The organism is Edaphobacter lichenicola, from assembly GCF_014201315.1.
GTDB classification, from domain to species: Bacteria; Acidobacteriota; Terriglobia; order Terriglobales; family Acidobacteriaceae; genus Edaphobacter; species Edaphobacter lichenicola_B.
Genome location: NZ_JACHDY010000002.1, coordinates 324,181 through 343,996, shown reverse-complemented (window position 1 = coordinate 343,996; position 19,816 = coordinate 324,181). Strand labels below are relative to the sequence as shown.

The window sequence follows — 19,816 nt, the reverse complement described above, 5'->3', positions numbered from 1 at the left end:
TGTCGACGGTTTACATCCCACCCTTCAAAAAGCGCGAAGGATGGGGCACCCGAGCTTTTGTATCTGGTTCGGAAGTGAAAGGGGGCCACCCGCCAATTGCGGGATCAAAGTCGCATGCCAAACAAGGTGACGCGCAGGAAGAGGAGGATGATGAGCGAGATAGCGCTCACAGGTATGACAATGCCGCGAGCTCTACGAAAATCGGGGTCAGTCGTCTTGATGCGACCGTACTTGACCCACCAACGAATAGCCATAACCGGGACGGCGTACTTGATGAAGACAAAGCCGATGAGACCCGCGAGGCCCAGGAAAGGAAAGAAGATTAGCGCACCAAAAGGAATCAGAATGCCCAGCATGACCTTCAAGTAGCTGGCGTCGCTGCAGGCTTGGCTAATTGTGCTGGTTATAGCGGCGGATTGTTCGGCGGCAGATCTGTCGATGGGAGTGTGGCAGAAGGAGCATTGCTGCATTGAGGTGTTAATGGTTTCTTTGCAGTTCGGGCAAGGGAAGACGCTAACTACCGAGGATAGGCTGAGACTCTGCGCCATGATTGTTGCCCTCTCTGAGTACTTTCAGGCAAGGTTAGCACGCGGTACTTTCAGGCAAGGTTAGCACGCGCTGTCTCATAGTTTGTCTTACTTCCCTGGCACTTTTTACTGTCGGTCTGAAACGGGTCGCGCTTTCGCGTGAATGCCCAGATCTCAATCGTGAGATCTGGGCATTCCTTTTGAAGCCGGGTTGTGTGCTGCTCTCCGCTACTTTGGCCGTGCTTCGTTATGGGGTTGCGGCTGCCGCTGCTCTAGTTTCTGCTGCTGTTGGGAGTGGCGTTGTTCCATCTGTTGAGTCTGTTGTTGATGCTGTTGCTCCACCTGCTGTTTTCTCGCATCATTCGCATTCCGCTGTGCAAGTTGCTGATGTTGTGCCTCCTGCTTTTGCTGAAGTTGCTGGTGTTCCTGATTCTGTTTTGCAATCAGGTTGGATTGTTGTTGCTGGTACCTTTGATCGAGTTTGGCGTTTCCGGTGTTGGGCGGTGGAGGAGGTGGCTGGTGGGGTTGTACCTCGCTGGCATGCGCAGGGTTGGCGGGATGAGTGGCTGCCTCGGGACGGTTGGCCTCAGGACGGTTGGCCTCGGGACGGTTGGCCTCGGGGTGATAGGGCGCTCCGGCTGCGTGAGCGGCAACAACGCCTTGTCCGCTAAACTCTGCGGGTCTGGCGGTCGCGGCGATTGGAGGCCTGCCCTGGTTCGCTGAAGCTCGGAGTTGTGGGTTGGAGCGCGCTGTCTGCAGGTGTTGAACCTGAGATTGTACTGGGGCGATGTGTCGTTCGTGCGCAACAGCTTCTTCTTCTGATGTTGGGCGCGCAGCGATGCCACCTCTACCACCGTTGTAGCTAACCCGGTTTTCGGTGTTGTTGATCACCGTTGTGTTGTATGTGTTGTGAATATTTGTGATGTTCACGTTGTTGACGGCGCGGTTATAGAAGAAGTGTCCTCGGTCCCATCTGCCTCCCTCATAGCCTGTGCCGAAGTAGCCGAAGCCGTAGCTGATTCCACCGTAGTACCCAACATGCGGTCCCCAGTACCCCTCGTGAAAGAAGTATCCGCCGTCGCCCCATCCCCACCAGCCTGGTGTCCAAAGATATCCGACTTCGGGGGCCAGAACCCAAGTGCCTGGTACCCAGTAGTAGCCGTAGTCGTTATCGTAGGCCCAGTAGCCGGGCGTCCAGATATATCCATCGCCGGGACAGAGCGGTTGCTCGTAGACCGGCAGAGCAGGCGGCCCGAAGGAGACGGAGATGCCAATCTGTGCGAAGGAGGTCGAAGAGATTAATACCAATAAAAGACCGAGCAAAAGATGGCGGATCGAAGGACTCATGCGCATTTGTGTTTGCTCCCTAAGAGAAATTGAGTTCGTTTTCAAATGAGTGGTTGAGGAGTCACCTCTCTCGGCCCGGAAGGTGGACTCACAATTGATGCAGGGACAATCGAACTCGTTCCCAAGGAAGGATACTCCACCCCCTTCTACGATTGCTCGCTGATATCTGGTGTTCGGAGCGGAGGAAGGGTGCGTTTGGTATGGGCCACCCGGCTTAAAAGTCCAGTGTGATGTGGGAATAGACGGGGTCGCAGAAGGTGATTTTGAGCGCCTCATCGAGGGGTGTCGCCTGGACGCCAAAGATAGACGGCCAGTCGATGACCTCGAAGACATCCGGTGTGACGAGCGCTTTGAGTTGACCGACGGTGAATGCGGGATTGCGATCGAAGAGGGCGTTCAATGCCAGCAAAGACCAAAAGAGGCTATATGGGATACGTTGGATCCGGGTTTTGGCTCTTGTTGCTTTTTTGACAGCTCGGATGAGGTCGATGTAGTCGATGCGCTCCCGCCCGGTGATGTTGTAGGCTCCTGTGGCCTCGGTGTTGATCGCTGATGCGATGATTTCGCAGAAGTCACCAACGAAGAGAGGTTGGCGCAGATATTTTCCTGAACCCGGGATTGGGAAGACAGGGGTTCGCTGCATGAAGCGGGCCAACCAGCCAACATGCTTGCGGTCGAACCAACCAAACATGAGGGTGGGACGAACGACAATCTGCTTAATTCCGGATGCGGCGACAAGGGTCTCCTGGGCTTTCTTTGTCTCCGTGTAGTGATCGACGGCCATGGAGTTGACCACGGAAGAGGAGATACTGACGAGGTAGGGCACTTTGTGCCGCAGCGCTGCCTCCAGCAGTTTCTCAGTTGCCCGGATGTTATTGCGGACAAAGTCTTCGGGCACAACTCCTCCGATTTGCGCATGACCGATAACGAGCACGTCACAACCGGCGAGTTCGGTCTGCCACTCTGCTGTGCTGTTCTCGTCGGCCAGGTCGCACTCCAGCACCCTGAGCGCAGGATGGCTTTTGCGGAGAATCGCCGTATTGACCGGATGCTTATCGATCGCAACGATATTGGTTAGTTCGCTCAAGATGAGGCGTGGAATCAGATTCTGGCCGACGAGCCCCGCCGCGCCGGTGATTACGATCTTTTTATTCATTGTCAGTTACTTGGATTTTATCGTGAGGGGAGGAGAGCGGTTCGTGCTTCCGCACGAATGCCGACTCATGCGGTGAAACTGTATGAGTTGGTCACCCGAGATGTGGGTTGGTTTTTATGTATGGGCTGCACGCTCAGATTTTTTTTGTGGGCGGGGAGTTGTGGTGTTTTGCGGGGGATTTTGCGAAAAAGGGGTGTTTTGAGGTGGTTTTTTGATGGTGAGAACGTGGTGGAATGCGTGGTAAACGTGGTGTTTTGGCAGTCACTTTTTCGGGGTGGAAAGTGCGCCAGGTTTTTGGGATTTATTTCCGGGCTTCCCGTTTTGGGAATAGTGCAGTCAGGGTGGTGAGTGGTGCGGTTCGTTCGGGGATGGGGTCAGGGCTTGGCGGGGGCGAGGGCGGGGGCAAGATCCAGGGGCTTTACGGTGCCGCAGTCTGAGGACAGGAAGGTTCCGGTGAAGGTCTTGTCCATCTCCATGTTGATGGGGTGGCCTTGCATGGAACCGGTCATGGCGGTGTGACTGGAGCCGGAGAAGTGGCCGGGGTCGGCGAGGTCGAAGTCGTGGTGGGATTTCGAGGAGACGGTGGGGCTGGTGCAGATGGTGTCGAAGACGAGATGGTGGCCGGTCTGGACCTTGTTGGCGACGGTGCACTTGATGTCGGGATGCGATTTGGTGATCGCTGTGAGGTAGCCGCTGATGGTGCTTCCGGCGGAGAAGCATGCCTGCTGCGAGATGGGCTGAGTATCTTTGTCGTCGGCTCCCATTTTGACGACGACCTGGGTGTTCCAGAGGCCGGGCTTGATGGGGAGGTCTGCGACCTGAGCGGTGAGCGCGGAGACGCTGAGGAAGAGGAGTGCGGCGCAGAGGGTGAGGGTTCGGATGGTGGGCCCAGGGTTCATGGCGTGCTCCTTAGGGGGAGTGTGAATCGGGCCCGTGAGGAGTCTAGCACGGTGTTGGGTGAAGCAGAGAGCGGTTCGTGCTTTCGCACGAATGCCCACTCATCCACCCCAACGAGCAAAAGGCCGCTCGCTGGGGACCCCGGCATGCGGTGAGACTGCATGAATGGGCACCCAAGGTTGCGGTTGGTTTTATGTATGGGCCACCCGCCTTACTTGATAGGTGTCACCGCGTCGATTGCAGTGAACAATTGGACTGAAACAAGGGTACGCAGCTTTTGGAACTGCCCGAAAGTCGCTCCCAACTCCCTGTCTGGATGCACCCTCTTAAAACGCTCACTCGACTGCGGGTCGTCTTTGAAAACGTCGTCCCAACGTGGGTACACATCTATCGCCACTCCCTGGAATTTCAAATCGGTGCCCCCAGGCAGAACCTGTACGTTGAGCGACCAGCCTAATCTTTTACCATCTTTCACCATTGCCTCGGCGACCGGTCGCCAGACCTCCTTCTCAAAAGCAATCCAATCATCAACGTTCACTGCTTTCATGTAATTCACTACCAGATAGTTTCCTATCTTAGGAGAACCTCCCACTAAGGCGCGATTCTGGAAGAGGCTGTTCGAGACAAGTGTGGCAAGGGAATCGCGGCGATCAATGAATTGCTGTCCGGTCACTGCGAGCCGCGCCTTTTTTAGCACCTCGTCCAGTGCCTCAGGACTGAGGGGCTCGGGCGGTGTGGTGGGATACATTGAAAATGCCAGGTAGTCGCACTCTGCCGATGTGCCCTGAGGCTGAACCGATCTCGCCAGGAACCATCCTGACAGGACCCCTGTGTCCACCATTGATTGCGCGTACTTATGCAAATCTGAAGCCGCCCACGCGCGGAATTCGCCGGCTTTCTCCGGCTTTACCTTGATGCAAGCAATTGAGTGGTAGCCGACCTCGCCCTCTTGCTCGAACTGGGCTAATGTTGGAACAGCGCACGCAACCGTAACCACCACACACGATATGGTTCTGTGAATGATCGTTGGGCCTCTCCTTCGGACCGGCTTCAGTCTGCGGCTTGTCATCGATAGAAAAGGCACTCTTGTTCTCCCGGCCGCTGTGTCGAAAGCGCTTGAGAGGCACTAAGACATATGCGAGCTTTTCGCTCATATTCTCATGGAGAGTAGTGTTTGGCTACTCGTATTTGAGAGACTCTTGAGCAATGAAGAAGCTGCGGATCAGGCATTCGCTAACGGCGGCATCGATCTAACTGCGATGAAACAGTTGATAGCTGCAATGCTGGCAAAACAGTTGCACGCGATTTATGAGGAGTCGGGGTCAGGCGGCGAATAGCATTTTGTTGGAGCGGTTCGTGCTTTCGCACGAATGCCCCCTCATGCGGTGAGACTGCATGAATGGGGCACCCAAGGGTGTGGGTGGTTTTATGTATGGGCCACCCGTCCGGGGCTGCCAGGATCGTTCGCCGGTGCCTTTGAGTAGCTTGGAAGATTCTCCTTTGAGTACTCGGATGGTGGAAGAGAGTTGGTGGCGCTCGGGTTCGCTGAGGAGGAGATGGACGTGCTCGGGCATGAGGACGTAGGCGTAGATGGTGAAGTTATGGGAGCGGCGGGTTCGTTCGATGACTTGTTCGAGGATGTCTTTGGATTTGGCGGATTCGAGGTAGGGAAGACGGTAGTAGCAGCTGAAGGTGATGAAGTGGAGTTGTCCTGTGTTCTGGCGTCGTTCTAGGCCTAAGGGCATGGTTGGATTTTATCGGCTGGGGCGGGAAGGCGGTTCGTGCTTTCGCACGAATGCCCACTCATGCGGTGAGACTGCATGAGTGAGGCACCCAAGGTTGTGGCTTGGTTTTATGTTCGGGCCACCCGCCAACGCCATTTATGGCTGCACTGAGCCTCTAACAACAGAGCCAAATGGGCGACCAATGAAAGCAACGGAGACTCCGGCATAAACATTTCCCGTATGGATGCTGATTGCGCCATTGAACTGCTGTGTTACAGCATTACCTTGTTGATTGATGTAATTCACAGCGCCGATGACTTGAGTGCTCCCTTCGGCAGAGTACGAAATGCTGTATGTGACAGGCCCTGCATGATGTGCAATGACTACCCATGGCCCCCACTTCATGGGGCCTGCATATGCTACAAACTGACGGGCTAGAAAGGATTTCTGGGGGTAATCCTTGGGATAGTTATCTATCGGTCCAATCTCGAGTTTTGGTCCCGGTGGAGGGTCGGGAAGCTTTGAGTTGGTAGCCATTGAGGAACTCCTATGCAGATTCTGAGCGACATGGCCAAGTAATCACTTCAATTTGAGATGATGAACTCTTTGACCCGGGGTCAAATCGACAAACGAATCTACAGGCGATTTAACCTGAACTATTCCGTCATTCAAGACGTCCAGCGTCAACGTTGCCAAAGTCGAATCAACGGAGATAATCAAATGCGCGACGACAGGTGTTCGTGAGTCCGCCGATTGCAGACTCACAAAGGGTTGATTGATCGATATGTTAAAAATTACAGTGTTTCCGGATCCTGCGTTGAAGTCTGCGAAAGGTCCCAAAACCCACTTGGCGGAATCCTCTATTTTGAGACGAATATTTCCTCCGGTGAAATCGATTGTGAGACCGTATACACTCACATTTACCTCCTCATGAATTTCCACCCGCTTTGGAGCGGATTCGATCGGCCACTGCGGAGATCAACTGCTTACCAAAAATGTAGGTAAGTACAGCCGTAACGAGCGTCGTAAACATAGACAAGAGCACTTTAGAAACAGCAAGATCGTACGTTTCTTTTATCGCACCGAGACGATCCGCCGGAAGATTAAGATTAAACGCTTCGTAGAAAAAAAGCAGAGATAACACCACTATGATTAATGCAACGGCCGCGGTAAAGATTAACACAAAATATTTGGTGTTTATGGTGCGCATTTGATTTCGGTGGGCGCTCAGTGATCCGTTGACAAGATTGCTTTTTTGACGGGACCTGCCGATGACGGCAAATTTCTGGAAAGAAAATGAATCGACCAGTGCATTATGCGCTCTGCCCATAACGTAATGCAAATACTCTTCGAAGGGTTTACAAGAGCATCAGCCGCATCCAGTTGGCTATAGACTAGGCTGGAGTACACATTAGTGAAGAACCAGCTATCAAACTCACGACTACTCTACGGTTACGCTTTTCGCTAGATTTCTGGGTTGGTCTACGTCGCAGCCTCGGCGTACGGCTATGTGGTAGGCGAGGAGTTGGAGGGGGACTACTTCGAGGATGGGTAGGAGTAGTTCGGGGGCCTGGGGGATGTAGATGGTCTGCTCGACGAGCTGGCTGATCTCGGTGTCGCCTTCGATGGCGATGGCGATGACGCGGCCAGAGCGGGCGGTGACCTCTTGTATGTTGCTGAGGGTTTTTTCGTACTTGAGGACGCTGGAGGGATCGTTGGGGTCCTTGGTGGCGATGCAGACGACGGGGAGGGATTCGTCGATGAGGGCGTTGGGGCCGTGCTTCATCTCGCCGGCGGGGTAGCCTTCGGCGTGGATGTAGGAGATCTCCTTGAGCTTGAGTGCGCCTTCGAGGGCGATGGGGTAGTGGATGCCGCGGCCGAGGAAGAGGAAGTCGTCGGAGGTGTGGAAGAGGCGGGCTAGCTCTTCGCACTGGGCGGAGAGGGGCTGGCGCGTGGTGGAGCGGCGGTCAGTTGCAAAATGCGGGGGTCCCTCCACTCCACTCCGCTCCGGTCGGGATGACACATTTTGGGTAAGGCCAGAGAGGTCGCTTTGCGCCTCCGGTCGAAATGACACATTTTTGTTATGACCAGCATTTTGGGAGAGGCGGGTGGGGGCGGCGACGCCTTCGGAGGAGCCGGGGGCGTCGGGTGAGTTGATGTTGAGCAGGGAGGCGAGCTTGCCGGGGAGTTTGGAGAGCTCGGTGACGAGGTGGAGGGATTCTTCGTCGGAGATGGTGCCGCGGACCTGGGCGAGGTGGAGGGCGAGGACGAAGAGGGCGGTGAGCTGGGCGGTGAAGGCCTTGGTGGAGGCGACGCCGATCTCGGGGCCGGCGTTGGTGGTGAGGGTGCCCTGGGCTTTGCGGGTGATGGCGGCGCCGACGACGTTGCAGATGGCGAGGGTTTTGGATCCTTTGGCGATGAGCTCGGCCTGGGCGGCGAGGGTGTCGGCGGTTTCGCCGGACTGGGTGATGAGGAGGCCGATGGCGCGAGGGTCGGCGATGGGGTCGCGGTAGCGGTACTCGGAGGCGTAATCGACTTCGACGGGGAGGCGGGCGAGGCGCTCGATCATGAACTTGCCGGCGAGGCCAGCGTGCCAGGAGGTTCCGCAGGCGGCGATGGTGATCTGGCTGGCGTTGCGGAGGTCGTCGTCGGTGAGCTGCATGGCTTCGAGGAAGACTTTTCCGGTGTCGAGGGAGACGCGGCCGAGGGTGGTGTCGCGGATGGCGCGGGGCTGCTCGTTAATTTCCTTGAGCATGAAGTGCTTGTAGCCGGCCTTTTCGGCCTGGATGGGGTCCCAGGTGATGCGCTGGACTTTTAACGGCAAGGCTGCGCCTTGAAAATCCGTCAGCGAGACGCCTTCTTTGGTTAGGATGGCTAGTTCGCCGTCGGCGAGGAAGTGGATGTTGCGGGTGTGGTGGAGGATGCCGGGGACGTCGGAGGCGAGGAAGAATTCGCCGTCGCCGATGCCGATGACGGCGGGCGGGCCCATGCGGGCGGCGACGAGCTTGTTGGGCTCCAGCGCGGAGAGGACACCGATGGCGAAGGCTCCGGTGATGCGCTTGACGGCGCGGCGCACGGCTTCTTCGAGGGACATGGCGGGGCGGGAGCCGTCGGGGTTGAGGGCGGTGACTACGGCCTCGGACTCGTTGGCGGAGTCGGTGCCGGCGTAGGGGCTGTCGGACTGCGGGCGGCCGTCTATATATTGAGGGCGGCCGCCTTCGAAGGCGTCCTGGATGAGGTGGGCGATGATCTCGGTGTCGGTCTCGGAGACGAACTTGTGGCCTTTGGCGATGAGCTCTTTTTTGAGGGCGAGGTAGTTTTCGACGATGCCGTTGTGGACGACGACGAGGGTTCCGGAGCCGTCGCGGTGGGGGTGGGCGTTCTCTTCGGTGGGGCGGCCGTGGGTGGCCCAGCGGGTGTGGCCGATGCCGAAGGTGCCGTCGATGGGGGAGTCGTGGATGACGGTTTCGAGGTTGCGGAGCTTGCCGGGGGCGCGGCGGAGTTCGAGGCCGTTGGGGCCTCCGGCTACAGCGATGCCGGCGGAGTCGTAACCGCGGTACTCGAGGCGGCGAAGACCTTCAATGATGACGGGGACGACAGACTGCGGACCAATGTATCCAACGATTCCACACATGGATTGAGTTTAGATGGCTGGGGCGGATTTTGCGCGAGGAAGGGGGTGGGACTTTTGGGGGAGGGTGCCAGGCGATGGCGAGTTGCGGAAGCTCGGGGTGGAGTTGGATGCGCTGCCTAGAGTGAAGACGGTGCCGGTGCTGCAATCTTTTTTTGAACGACGAGACAAATGTCCGACATCGGGCGACACTAGCTGGAGGGAAGCGCTTGCAGGGAGAATTTACGGGTCTGTGATGGGCTGGGTGTAACGTAGGGAAGGGTTTTTGCGACAGGGGTGCTGTGCACATACTCGTTATCAATAGCGGATCTTCGTCGATAAAGTTTTCCCTGTTTGAAGCTGAGGGGGAGGAGACCCGGTCGCTGTTTGAGGGTGAGGTGACCGGCATTGGCGGGGCCAAGGGGAGTTTTAAGTTTCGCGACGCTGGTGGGCGGGATTTAAGTGGCGGCCGCAGCGAGGTAAAGGCCCAGACGGCGGTGGAGGCGATTGGACTGGTGGTTGGAGCGGTGAGTGGGGAGGGTCTGCCGAGGGTGGACGCGGTGGGATATCGCGTCGTGCATCCGGGAGCGAAGCTGGATCGGCATCAGCGGATTACCGGGGAGGTGCTGAAGGATCTGGAGGAGGCGGTGGTGTTTGCGCCGCTGCATGATCCTGCGGTGATTGAGGTGATCAAGGACATGATGGCGAAGTTTCCGAGTGTGGCCCACTACGCCTGCTTTGACACGGTGTTTCACCAGACGATGCCTCAGGCCGCGACGACGTATCCGATTCCGGTGGAGTATCGCGAGCGGGGAGTTCGGCGGTATGGATTTCATGGCTTGAGCTGCGAGTCGATTGTGCAGCAGCTGCGAGCGGAGAAGGAGATTTCGTTTCCGAAGCGGATGGCGATTGCGCACCTGGGGAGCGGGTGCAGCGTTACGGCATTGGTGGATGGATGCTCGATCGACACGACGATGGGGCTTACGCCGACGGGTGGCGTGGTGATGGGGACTCGGCCGGGAGATCTCGATCCGGGGCTGGTGCTTTATCTGTTGCGGCAGAGGAAGGGCGACCAGGTAGGGGCGTTGGAGAAGATGCTGAACCATGATGCGGGGATGGTGGCGCTTTCGGGGATGCCGAACGATATGAAGGCTGTGCGGGAGGCCGTGGCGAAGGGCGATGCACGGGCAGGTCTGGCGGCGGAGATTTTTACGCGGAGTGTGAAGAAGGCGTTGGGGGGCTTTCTTGCGCTGATGGGTGGGATCGATGCGATCGTGTTTGCGGGTGGAATCGGGGAGCATGATGCGCGGTCGCGCGCGGAGATACTGGCTGGAATGGACGGATTGGGCATTTCTATTAATTCTGAGTTGAACGAGGCCAAGGGCAACGCTGTCAGACGGATAAGCGCATCTGACTCAGCAGCGGCCGTGCTTGTTGTCCCGGCTAAAGAGGATTGGATGATCGCGATTCATGTTCATCAAATGGCTCAATCTTCCAAATAGATCTCTTATGGTTACAAATTGTCTGAGCTTGCTTCTTATTTTCGACTTTACTGAACTACGACCGACGGAGTTTATCTATGAGCAATGTTTCCAAGGAGTTGGTTAAAGATAAGAGTCAGGGTGGTAAGCCGCTTTCGGCTGACGAGCTGCGAAAGATGGATGCCTATTGGCGCGCCTGTAACTATCTTTGTGTGGGAATGCTCTATCTGCGGGCGAATCCGTTGTTGCGGGAGCCTTTGAAACCGGAGCACATTAAGAATCGGTTGCTTGGGCATTGGGGGTCGGACCCTGGGCAGACGTTTGTGTGGGTGCATTTGAACCGGCTGATTAAGAAGTACGATCTGGATTTGATTTACCTGTCGGGGCCGGGTCACGGGGCGCCTGCGACTCTGTCGAATAGCTATCTGGAGGGTGTTTATTCGGAGGTGTATCCGGATAAGAGCGAAGACATTTCGGGAATGCAGAAGTTCTTTAAACAGTTTTCGTTTCCCGGGGGTATTGGGAGTCACTGCACGCCGGAGACGCCGGGGTCGATCCATGAGGGCGGCGAGCTTGGGTATAGCTTGTCGCATGGGTTTGGTGCGGCGTTCGATAATCCTGATTTGATTGTGACCGTGGTTGTGGGAGATGGAGAGGCCGAGACCGGGCCGATGGCCACGTCGTGGCATTCGAATAAATTTCTGAATCCTGTGCGGGATGGTGCGGTGCTGCCAATACTGCACCTTAACGGTTACAAAATTGCGAATCCGACGGTGTTGGCGCGTATTTCGCCTGAAGAGCTGGCGTGGATGTTCAAAGGATATGGCTGGGAGCCGCATGTCGTCGAAGGAGATGATCCGGCGACGATGCATCAGTTGATGGCGGGGGTGATGGAGGATTGCGTGAAGGAGATTCGCGCGATTCAGAAGAAGGCCAGGAGTGCGCGTAAGGGGACAGAGCCTGAGCGACCACGATGGCCAATGATTATTCTGCGCTCGCCGAAGGGATGGACTTGCCCGAAGGAGATTGATGGGCACAAGCTGGAGGGCTCGTGGCGAGCGCACCAGATGCCGGTTCTCGATCCGGTGACGAATCCGAAGCACTTGAAGCTGGTTGAGAAGTGGATGAAGAGCTATAAGCCTGAGGAGTTGTTCGATGAATCGGGCAAGCTGATCGCGGAGTTGAGGGAGATGGCTCCTGTCGGGCAACGAAGGATCACTGCGAATCCGCACGCGAATGGCGGACTGCTGCGAAAACCGATGGAGCTGCCGGACTTTCGCGACTATGCGGTAAACGTGGAGAAGCCGGGCCAGGTCGAGGTTCCGCCGACGGATGTGTTGGCGCATTTCTTGCGTGATGCGATGAAGAGGAACATGACGAGCTTTCGCGTGTTTGGGCCGGATGAGACGGCGTCGAATAAGCTGCAGGCGATTTATGAAGGGAGCCACGGGAAGACATGGATGGCGAAGCTGCTGCCGGAGGATGCGGACGGTGGAGACCTCTCGCGTGAGGGCCGCGTGATGGAGATTTTGAGCGAGCATACGCTGGAAGGCTGGTTCGAAGGCTATGTGCTGACGGGGCGGCATGGCTTCTTTTCGACGTATGAATCGTTTGTGCACATCATCGATTCGATGTTCAACCAGCATGCGAAGTGGCTGGAGAAGAGCAAGCTGGAGCTGAGATGGCGGGCGCCGATTTCGTCGATCAATCTGCTGATTACTTCGCTGGTGTGGCGGCAGGATCACAATGGATTTACGCATCAGGACCCGGGATTTCTGGATGTGGTGACGAATAAGAGTCCGGAGGTGACGAGGATCTATCTGCCGCCGGATGCGAACTGCTTGTTGAGTGTTGGGGATCACTGTCTGCGCAGTTCAAACTACGTGAATGTGATCGTCGCGGATAAGGCACCGCATCTGCAGTATCTGAATATGGAGGATGCGATAACGCACTGCACGAAGGGGATCGGGATCTGGGACTTCGCGAGCAGCGATGCGGGGGATGAGCCGGATGTGGTGATTGCTTGTGCCGGGGATATTCCGACGGAGGAGGCGTTGGCTGCGGTTGCGATTCTGCGGGAGCGATGTGCGGATGTGAAGATTCGGTTTGTGAACGTGGTGGATCTCTTTCGGTTGATGCCGGAGACGGAGCATCCGCATGGGCTTTCGGAGAGGGAGTTCGATAGCCTGTTTACGAAGGATAAGCCGGTGATCTTCAACTTCCATGCCTATGCTTCGCTGGTTCATAAGTTGACGTATAAGCGGACGAATCATGAGAACTTTCATGTGCGCGGGTACAAGGAGAAGGGGAATATCAATACTCCGTTGGAGCTGGCAATTCTGAATCAGATCGATCGGTTTGACCTGGCGATCGATGTGATCGATCGAGTGCCGCGGCTGCAGATGACGGCGGCGCATACGAAGGAGTGGCTGAAGGGGCAGATTATCGAAGCGGTGAACTACGCGCATGAGAACGGGATTGATAGCAAGGAGATTCGGGAGTGGAAGTGGCCTTTGTAGATCGATTGCCTCGACGTGAAAAAGCCCCATCCTGCGATGCTCTGCTGGATGGGGCTTTTTGTCGCGGGGTTGGGTTAGAAGATGATCTTTCCACCGAATTGTGTGTTGAAGGCTTCGCCAGCGCCGATGCCGGGTGCGCCGTTGTAGTCGCCGATGGTGTCGCTGAGTTGTGAGCTGCCGCCGACGGAGGGGGAAGGAGGAGCGAAGTTATTCCGGTTGAGGAGGTTGAACATCTCTGCGCGTAACTGGATGGTGAGCCGCTCGCCGATTCTCGTGTTTTTGAAGACGGAGAGATCGACGTCACTGTAGCCGGGAGCGTAGAAGGAGTTGCGGCGAACGGTGCCGAAGGTGCCCGGAGTGGGATCCTGGAACGCGCTGAGGTCGATCCAGTTCGCGGTTGTGGACTGGCCTTGATAGCCGACGCGCGCGGGAGCAATTTGAACTGCGCGGTCGTTGCCTTCGTTGGTTCCGCTGAGGTCCCCGGAGGCGTGAACGGTGAAAGGCTGGCCACCATGGAAGGAGAGCAGACCGTTGACCTGCCAGCCACCGGTGAGGCCTTTCAGATGCTGCGAGCCAGGAACTTCGTAGCTCATGAAGCTGACGAAGGTGTTCCGGGTGTCGAAGTCTGAGTTGCCGTAGTCCCCTTTGAAGTTGGTGCTGTCTTGAGGGAGAGCGCCGCGGTAGGCGCTGACTTCGTCAAGGGCGTGAGACCAGGTGTAGATGGTTTGTGTGGAGAAGTGATGCCAGTTGGTGATGCGAATTTGTGCTTGAAGCGAGTTGTAGTTTGCGGTGCCGATGCTTTCGATCTGGTTGATGTTTCCGTACTGGCCGTATTGGCTGTAGAAGGGACGATGTTGCTGGCGTTTGAAGTCAGCGGACTCAGCATTTGGGAGCGTTGGCGGGTCACTTACATAGACGCCGGGAGTGGCCTGGTTGATGTCGAGGAGGCTGAGGAGATGACGGGCTGACGAGCCTACATAACCCAGTTGAAAGATTACGCTGGGTGCCAGAGTGTGCTCGAGGTTGACGTTGTAGTTCTCGTTGTAGGAGGGGCGGAAGTTGGGGTTGACGGAGAAGACGCCGCAGGGCGAAGTTGGTTTGCACGGATAGCCAACCGAGGACGGAAAGATGGGGACTCCCTGCACAATGGTTGTGTTTGATCCGCCATTTGCAGCTGAGACAGAGTAGACAGGGCTTGCGCCGCCGGGATTGCCTTCGACGCCGTTGGGAGCCTGATTGCCGGGGCGATTGTCGAGGAAGGGATTGAGGTTTGGGGTGTCAGCGTACCATCCGTAGCCTGCACGAATGACGGTGTTGGAATCGAGAGCATAGCTGAGGCCGACGCGCGGGCTGAAGTTCTTGTAGTACTTGGGATAAAGAGAGTCGATTTCGCTGCCCTGGAATGCGAGGCCGTTGGTGGCGGTCAGGCCTGGACGGAAAACGGACATATCCTTGTTCGAGTTGTGGAGTGGACCTTCGTAGTCGTAACGGATTCCGTAGTTGACGTTCAGCTTTGGCGAGAGTTGCCATGAATCGCCGGCGTTGAGGAACCAGGTGTTGACGAAGACCTGACGCTCGGGGTCGCCGATGGTGATGCTGGCGGCGGAGGTTGTCCCAGCCAAAAAGTCGGCGAGGGAGTAGCGGTATCCGTCCAGACCATCTGGATTCGGTGTCGGCGCGTTGCCGCCATTTCTTTGGGTAGCGACCGCAGTCGTCTGAGTTCCATCGAAGGTGAAACTGCCGGTTGCATGGCGATGATAGAACTCATCCAACTGTGCCTGACGGTATTCTCCGCCGAAGCGCATCTGGTGTTTTCCTTTGGTCCAGGAGAGCTGGTCGGTGAGGTGACCTGTGATGTCGTTGCGACCCTCGGGAGGAGTCAGGCCGACGGGGTCGAAGTTGCTGCTTGCGGCGCTTGTGCCACCGCCTGTGGTGGCGGGCCTGCCGATGGTGATGTTCGGAGCGTTCGGGAAGGTGGCGCCAGTGATGAAACCGAGGCTTTGAACATCCTGTCCGGTCTGGTTGTCGTTGAAAACCTGATTGAAGTAGTTGACTCCGGCGAGAACCTGGTTGGAGATGCTGGACGAGATGACGCGGTTGTAGACGATAGCGATGTTTTGTACGTGAATGGGTGCGACTTCGTAGTAAGCGAGGAGCTGCGAGCCGACGGGTGCAACCTGACTTCCTTGACCGACGAACCAGTGAGCGCTGAGGTTGTCTTTGTCGCTGAGGCGATAGTCAACCTTGCCGAGACCGTTCCAGCTGTATCCGTACTCGGGATCGCTGGAATGGAAGTTGTTTACGGTTCCCACCGTGTCTTTCGCGAGGACACTTGAACCCCAGAGTCTGTTGAGGACGCTCTGCATGACTGGGTTGACCGCAATTCCGTTCTGCGCAAGGATTGCCTGTGCTTGACTCTGCCAGCCTACGGAGGGCTCGGTTGCGTTCCCGGATTGGCCGATGACGAAGCGCTGATGTTCAAAGGTGGCGAAGCCGAAGAGTTTGTCTTTGAGGAAGGGGCCGCCGACGGAGAAGCCGGTGTTGTAGTTGCGAACCTTCTGCTTGGTGGAGGAGAAGGGGCTCTTGGCTCCGAAGACTTCGTTGCGATTGAAGTAGTATGCGGTACCGTGAAGCTGATTGGTGCCAGAACGAAGAGTCAGGTTGACGGTGCCACCTGGGTTGCGGCCGCCTTCGGGACCTGACTGTGTCTGGGCAGAGAACTGATCGACTGCGTCGAGTGGGAGGATGATGCCGGCGATGCCGGAGACGCCGCCTTGATTGACCGCAGGGATGTTATGCCAGAGATCGTTGTTGTCCACGCCGTCGATCTGCCAGTTCATCTGGTTGGCGCGGGTGCCGTTGAGCGAGCCGTAGCCGCCGCCGCTGTATCCGGCGTAGCCGGGAGTGAGCGAGATCATCTGGGTGAAGTCGCGGCCGTTGAGTGGGAGGTCTGCGACGACCTTGGCGTCAAGCACCGTGGTCTGCGTGGTGGTTGTTGTGTCGAGAGCTACGGCTGCTGCATCGACTTCTACCGTAGTGGCGGAGCTGGAGAGTGGAAGGGAGACTGGGAGAGTGAAGATGACTCCGGCCTGTACGGAGATCTTGTCGGTTTTCACGGTCTGGAAGCCTGAGAAGCTGACGGTGACGCTGTAGCTGCCGAGAGGAAGATCCTGGAAGAGGAACTCTCCGCCGCTGGAGCTGGTGGTGGTGTGCTTGATGTCGGTGTCGGTTTGGACGGCGATGACGGTTGCGTTGGCGATGGCGGCGCCGGTGCGGTCGGTTACGGTACCGTTGATTCCTCCACGGAAGGTCTGGGCGTTCGCAAACGATGTTCCGAGAGTGGTTAGCAGAATGGCGGCGAGACTGTAGAGCACAGCCTGTAGGGGGCTTACCGATTGCCTATGCATAGGACCTCCGAAAAAAGACAAAGAATCTCCTTGATCGCTCTTAAGCGATTTTTTGAAGTCGTTTTAGACAACAAGCCGGCGTCGCAGCGGAATGCTGCGGGTGCGTCACTGTGTTCCAAGGGCCAAGCGGCTGCTAGAAGTGTGGCGAAAACGGCAAATTAAGAAAGAGTGAGCCAACCGTAAATGGCTTTCACGAATATTGCAAGAATTTTTTTGAGATATTACACAACGAATTTAACGGCCTGAAAGACAGGGATCTCAGATTGGGAGAAAAAGATTTGTAACTTTGAGAGTCGAGAGGAAGTCTGACTGCGAAGCGTTGCCGACGGGTTTTGCAGGGCTGTCTGGCGGGAGCGTGAGTCGACATAACTTTGCGAAGTCGGTTCCAGTTTCGGGCGACGCATCGCTTTTTGGGAGTCTTTTTCAGACAGATGATTGCGAGTTGTTGGGCCGATTTCGCGTTGGAGTCTGGGTGACTTCGCTTTCAAGGCTCTCTCTAGATTTGGTAGAAATAAATTATGATTATCATGTAAATAAAATGTTTTTCGAGACAGCTGTTTGTCTTCGAAGGACAGGCGTTCGACGTGCGAGGTGATGGCTGCCCGTTGCGAAAAGAGGAGTTGGATGACTTCGAAGACAGATATGAGAGAGCAGTTTCGCGTTGTGGTGACGGGGGTTGGGCTGGTGAGTCCGGTAGGGGTTGGCACGGAAGCGACCTGGGCCGCGCTGCAAAGAGGGGACTCCGGTATCGACAGAATTTCACTGTTTGATCCGGAGAGATTCAGCTGCCAGTTTGCCGGAGAGGTAAAGGGATTTGTTGCTGAGAACTTTGTCGATCGCAAGGAGGTGAAGAAGATGGGGCGCTTCATTCAGTTTGCGATGGCTGCGGCGCAGTTTGCGATGGAGCAGTCGGGACTGGATATGTCGGCTGAGGATGCGGAGCGCGTGGGCGTGTACGTCGGCAGCGGGATTGGGGCGTTCGAGGTGATCGAGCGGGAGCATACGAAGCTGCAGAGTGGCGGCCCCGATAGGATTTCGCCGTTCTTTATTACGGCGACGATCGCTAATCTGGCGGCGGGTCAGATCTCGATACGTTACGGGGCTACCGGACCGAACCTGACGTGTGCCACTGCGTGTACGACTGGGGCGCATGGAGTTGGTGAGGCGTTCAGGATACTTCAGAGGGGCGATGCGGATGCGATGATCTGCGGCGGGAGTGAAGCTGCGGTCACGCCTCTTTCGGTGGGTGGGTTCGGTGCGATGCGGGCTCTGTCGACGCGCAATGATGATCCGGCGCGGGCTTCACGGCCGTGGGATCGCGGGCGCGACGGATTTGTTGTGGGCGAGGGCGCGGGAGTTCTTGTGCTTGAGGAGCGGGAGCATGCGCTGAAGCGAGAAGCTACGATACTGGCTGAGATTGTGGGCTATGCTGCGAACTCGGATGCATTTCATACGAACGCTCCGCCGGAGGATGGGCGCGGAGTTCGGCGTGTGATGCAGTTGGCGCTCAAGGATGCTGATCTCGAGCCGAGCGCGATTCAGTATTTGAATGCGCATGCTACGTCTACTCCGCTGGGAGACAGAGCGGAAGCGCGGGCGATCGACGAGACGTTTGGGGATCACGCGAAGAGTCTTCTGGTGAGTTCGACGAAGTCGATGACGGGACATCTGCTGGGTGGTGCGGGGAGTCTTGAGGCGGGCATTACGGTGCTGGCGCTGCGGGATCAGATCGCTCCTCCGACTACGAACATCGAAGATCTGGATGAGGTGGTTAAGTTTGGATTAGTGAGGGACAAAGCTGTCAGCGTGCCGATGGAGTATGCGATGTCGAACTCGTTCGGATTTGGAGGGACGAACGCTTCGCTGATCTTCCGGGTACATCACTCTGAGGGATGAGTTTATGCTCCGCCGCTGCGCAGCTCTTTGGTCTTGAGGACGATGAGGTACTCGTAGAAGGCCTGGAGGGTGGCGTAGGTGAGGCCAGCGCTCCCGTCGAGGATCGCTCCGCGGAAGAAGACCATGTAGAGCCACTTGAGGAGAGGGCGTCCGGGCAGGCGGTAGAAGATGGCCTTCTGGTGGAGGCGCCGGGTGTGGAAGTCTGGGTCGCGGAAGGCTGTGATGAAGGAGGGATTTTGCAGGCCTTGATTGCGGACGATGAGCTCAGCCTCCATGGTGGAGTAGAGGTTGTGCTTCTCGATCCAGCGGACGATGCCCTTGGAGAAGGGGTAGTGATCGAGTGGGTAGCTGAGCTGGGCTACGGGACCGTCGATCTCAAGGACTTCGTTGATGGCGCGGGTGTAGCGGGCGTGCTCGGGGCGTACGAGGCGGATGTAGAACGGAGAGATCTGCGCGTGTTTGAGCCAGGTGCCGAAGAGGAAGTCACGGCGCCGTACTCGGAAGGCTGCGGTCTGGTCGGGAGCGGCGAGGGAGAGTTGTTGCATCTCGCGAGAGAGCTCTGGGGTGGGGCGCTCGTCGGCGTCGAGGATGAAGACCCAGGTGTGTTTGAAGGGGATGGTAGTGAGGGCGGCGTTGCGATGGGTGGCGTAGTCGTCGAACGTGCGGGTGTGGATGTGGGCGCCGGCGGCATTGGCGATCTCGACGGTGTTGTCTGTGGAGTGGGAGTCGAAGACGTGAATGTCGTCGGACCAGGAGACGGAGGAGAGGCAGTCGGGGAGATCGTGCTGCTCGTTGCGGGTGAGGATGAGAACGGAGATCATCTATCGACTATGGTATCGCGATGATCTCCGGTTGAGACTAGAAGCGCAGGACTTGAGTCTAGAAGCGCAGGACCAGCCCTGTGGTGAGAGTCTTTGCGTTGTCACCGTTCGAGGAGTTATTGAGGCTATAGCTGAAGTCGGCGATGCGCCAGTCGATGTGGGGAAGGATCGTTGTATCGGCACCGAAGACTGCACGGGAGGTGAACTGGCTGGGATCTTTTAGACCAGCTGCGGTTTTGCTGTAGCTGGAACCTCCGATGAGAATTTCGGCGTATGGCTTGAGGGGGAAGGCTGGGAGATGAACGGCGAGGCGAGGCCGATGAGGCCGCTATTGAGGTTGCTGGAGAGATCGGCGCGACCGTCGACTGCTAGTGCGATGGGGCCCAGGTTCGCGACGCCTACGTAAAGACCCACGGTTCCGGCAGTGGTCC

16 protein-coding genes are annotated in these 19,816 nt (G+C 57.0%); 4 read left to right on the top strand and 12 right to left on the bottom strand.

The window, feature by feature from the left end:
- Positions 1-104: 104 nt before the first annotated feature.
- From HDF09_RS07785 to HDF09_RS07765, 5 genes are all read right to left on the bottom strand, one after another.
- Positions 105-548: a hypothetical protein gene (locus HDF09_RS07785; RefSeq protein ID WP_183764280.1), complete on the bottom strand. Its 444-nt coding sequence runs from the start codon at positions 546-548 to the stop codon at positions 105-107.
- Positions 549-755: 207 nt separating this feature from the next.
- The gene (locus tag HDF09_RS07780; protein ID WP_183764277.1) at positions 756-1,880 is read right to left on the bottom strand and encodes a YXWGXW repeat-containing protein; all 1,125 of its coding nucleotides are present in this window, start codon (positions 1,878-1,880) and stop codon (positions 756-758) included.
- A gap of 208 nt (positions 1,881-2,088) precedes the next feature.
- Entirely contained in the window at positions 2,089-3,030 is a 942-nt protein-coding gene (locus tag HDF09_RS07775; protein WP_183764274.1) for an NAD-dependent epimerase/dehydratase family protein, read from the bottom strand.
- Positions 3,031-3,404: 374 nt separating this feature from the next.
- Entirely contained in the window at positions 3,405-3,929 is a 525-nt protein-coding gene (locus HDF09_RS07770) for a DUF3617 domain-containing protein (protein WP_183764271.1), read from the bottom strand.
- 209 nt (positions 3,930-4,138) lie between these two features.
- Positions 4,139-4,927 carry a hypothetical protein gene (locus HDF09_RS07765; protein WP_183764268.1) on the bottom strand — a complete coding sequence of 263 codons (789 nt, stop codon included), beginning with the start codon at positions 4,925-4,927 and terminating at the stop codon, positions 4,139-4,141.
- 199 nt (positions 4,928-5,126) lie between these two features.
- Between HDF09_RS07765 and HDF09_RS07760 the strand changes: the two genes are divergently transcribed.
- Positions 5,127-5,264 (top strand): hypothetical protein, encoded by a 138-nt coding sequence (locus HDF09_RS07760; protein ID WP_183764265.1) that lies wholly within the window; start codon positions 5,127-5,129, stop codon positions 5,262-5,264.
- Here the strand turns inward: HDF09_RS07760 and HDF09_RS07755 are convergent.
- The 4 genes from HDF09_RS07755 to HDF09_RS07735 form a co-directional block, all read right to left on the bottom strand.
- The gene (locus tag HDF09_RS07755; RefSeq protein ID WP_183764262.1) at positions 5,250-5,672 is read right to left on the bottom strand and encodes a transposase; all 423 of its coding nucleotides are present in this window, start codon (positions 5,670-5,672) and stop codon (positions 5,250-5,252) included. The two genes, HDF09_RS07760 and HDF09_RS07755, sit on opposite strands and share 15 nt — an antisense overlap.
- 135 nt (positions 5,673-5,807) lie before the next feature.
- Positions 5,808-6,188, bottom strand: a complete 381-nt coding sequence (locus HDF09_RS07750; RefSeq protein WP_183764259.1) for a hypothetical protein — start codon at positions 6,186-6,188, stop codon at positions 5,808-5,810.
- A gap of 391 nt (positions 6,189-6,579) precedes the next feature.
- Complete coding sequence (locus HDF09_RS07745; RefSeq protein ID WP_183764256.1) at positions 6,580-6,993, bottom strand: hypothetical protein; 414 nt, start codon at positions 6,991-6,993, stop codon at positions 6,580-6,582.
- A gap of 99 nt (positions 6,994-7,092) precedes the next feature.
- Positions 7,093-9,285: a glutamine--fructose-6-phosphate aminotransferase gene (locus HDF09_RS07735; RefSeq protein ID WP_260181014.1), complete on the bottom strand. Its 2,193-nt coding sequence runs from the start codon at positions 9,283-9,285 to the stop codon at positions 7,093-7,095.
- A gap of 278 nt (positions 9,286-9,563) precedes the next feature.
- Between HDF09_RS07735 and HDF09_RS07730 the strand changes: the two genes are divergently transcribed.
- Both HDF09_RS07730 and HDF09_RS07725 read left to right on the top strand, forming a co-directional pair.
- Complete coding sequence (locus HDF09_RS07730; protein ID WP_183764253.1) at positions 9,564-10,763, top strand: acetate/propionate family kinase; 1,200 nt, start codon at positions 9,564-9,566, stop codon at positions 10,761-10,763.
- A gap of 77 nt (positions 10,764-10,840) precedes the next feature.
- On the top strand, positions 10,841-13,261 hold the full coding sequence (locus HDF09_RS07725; protein ID WP_183764250.1) for a phosphoketolase family protein: 2,421 nt from the start codon (positions 10,841-10,843) through the stop codon (positions 13,259-13,261).
- Between the two features lie 74 nt (positions 13,262-13,335).
- On the opposite strand, the gene HDF09_RS07720 is transcribed toward HDF09_RS07725, so the two are convergent.
- Positions 13,336-16,668 carry a TonB-dependent receptor gene (locus HDF09_RS07720; RefSeq protein ID WP_183764247.1) on the bottom strand — a complete coding sequence of 1,111 codons (3,333 nt, stop codon included), beginning with the start codon at positions 16,666-16,668 and terminating at the stop codon, positions 13,336-13,338.
- Positions 16,669-17,310: 642 nt separating this feature from the next.
- Between HDF09_RS07720 and fabF the strand changes: the two genes are divergently transcribed.
- Positions 17,311-18,564 (top strand): beta-ketoacyl-ACP synthase II, encoded by a 1,254-nt coding sequence (gene fabF / locus HDF09_RS07715; protein ID WP_183766113.1) that lies wholly within the window; start codon positions 17,311-17,313, stop codon positions 18,562-18,564.
- Between the two features lie 2 nt (positions 18,565-18,566).
- On the opposite strand, the gene HDF09_RS07710 is transcribed toward fabF, so the two are convergent.
- Positions 18,567-19,385 carry a glycosyltransferase family 2 protein gene (locus HDF09_RS07710; RefSeq protein ID WP_183764244.1) on the bottom strand — a complete coding sequence of 273 codons (819 nt, stop codon included), beginning with the start codon at positions 19,383-19,385 and terminating at the stop codon, positions 18,567-18,569.
- Positions 19,386-19,604: 219 nt separating this feature from the next.
- On the bottom strand, positions 19,605-19,799 hold the full coding sequence (locus tag HDF09_RS07705; RefSeq protein WP_183764241.1) for a hypothetical protein: 195 nt from the start codon (positions 19,797-19,799) through the stop codon (positions 19,605-19,607).
- Positions 19,800-19,816: the final 17 nt, after the last annotated feature.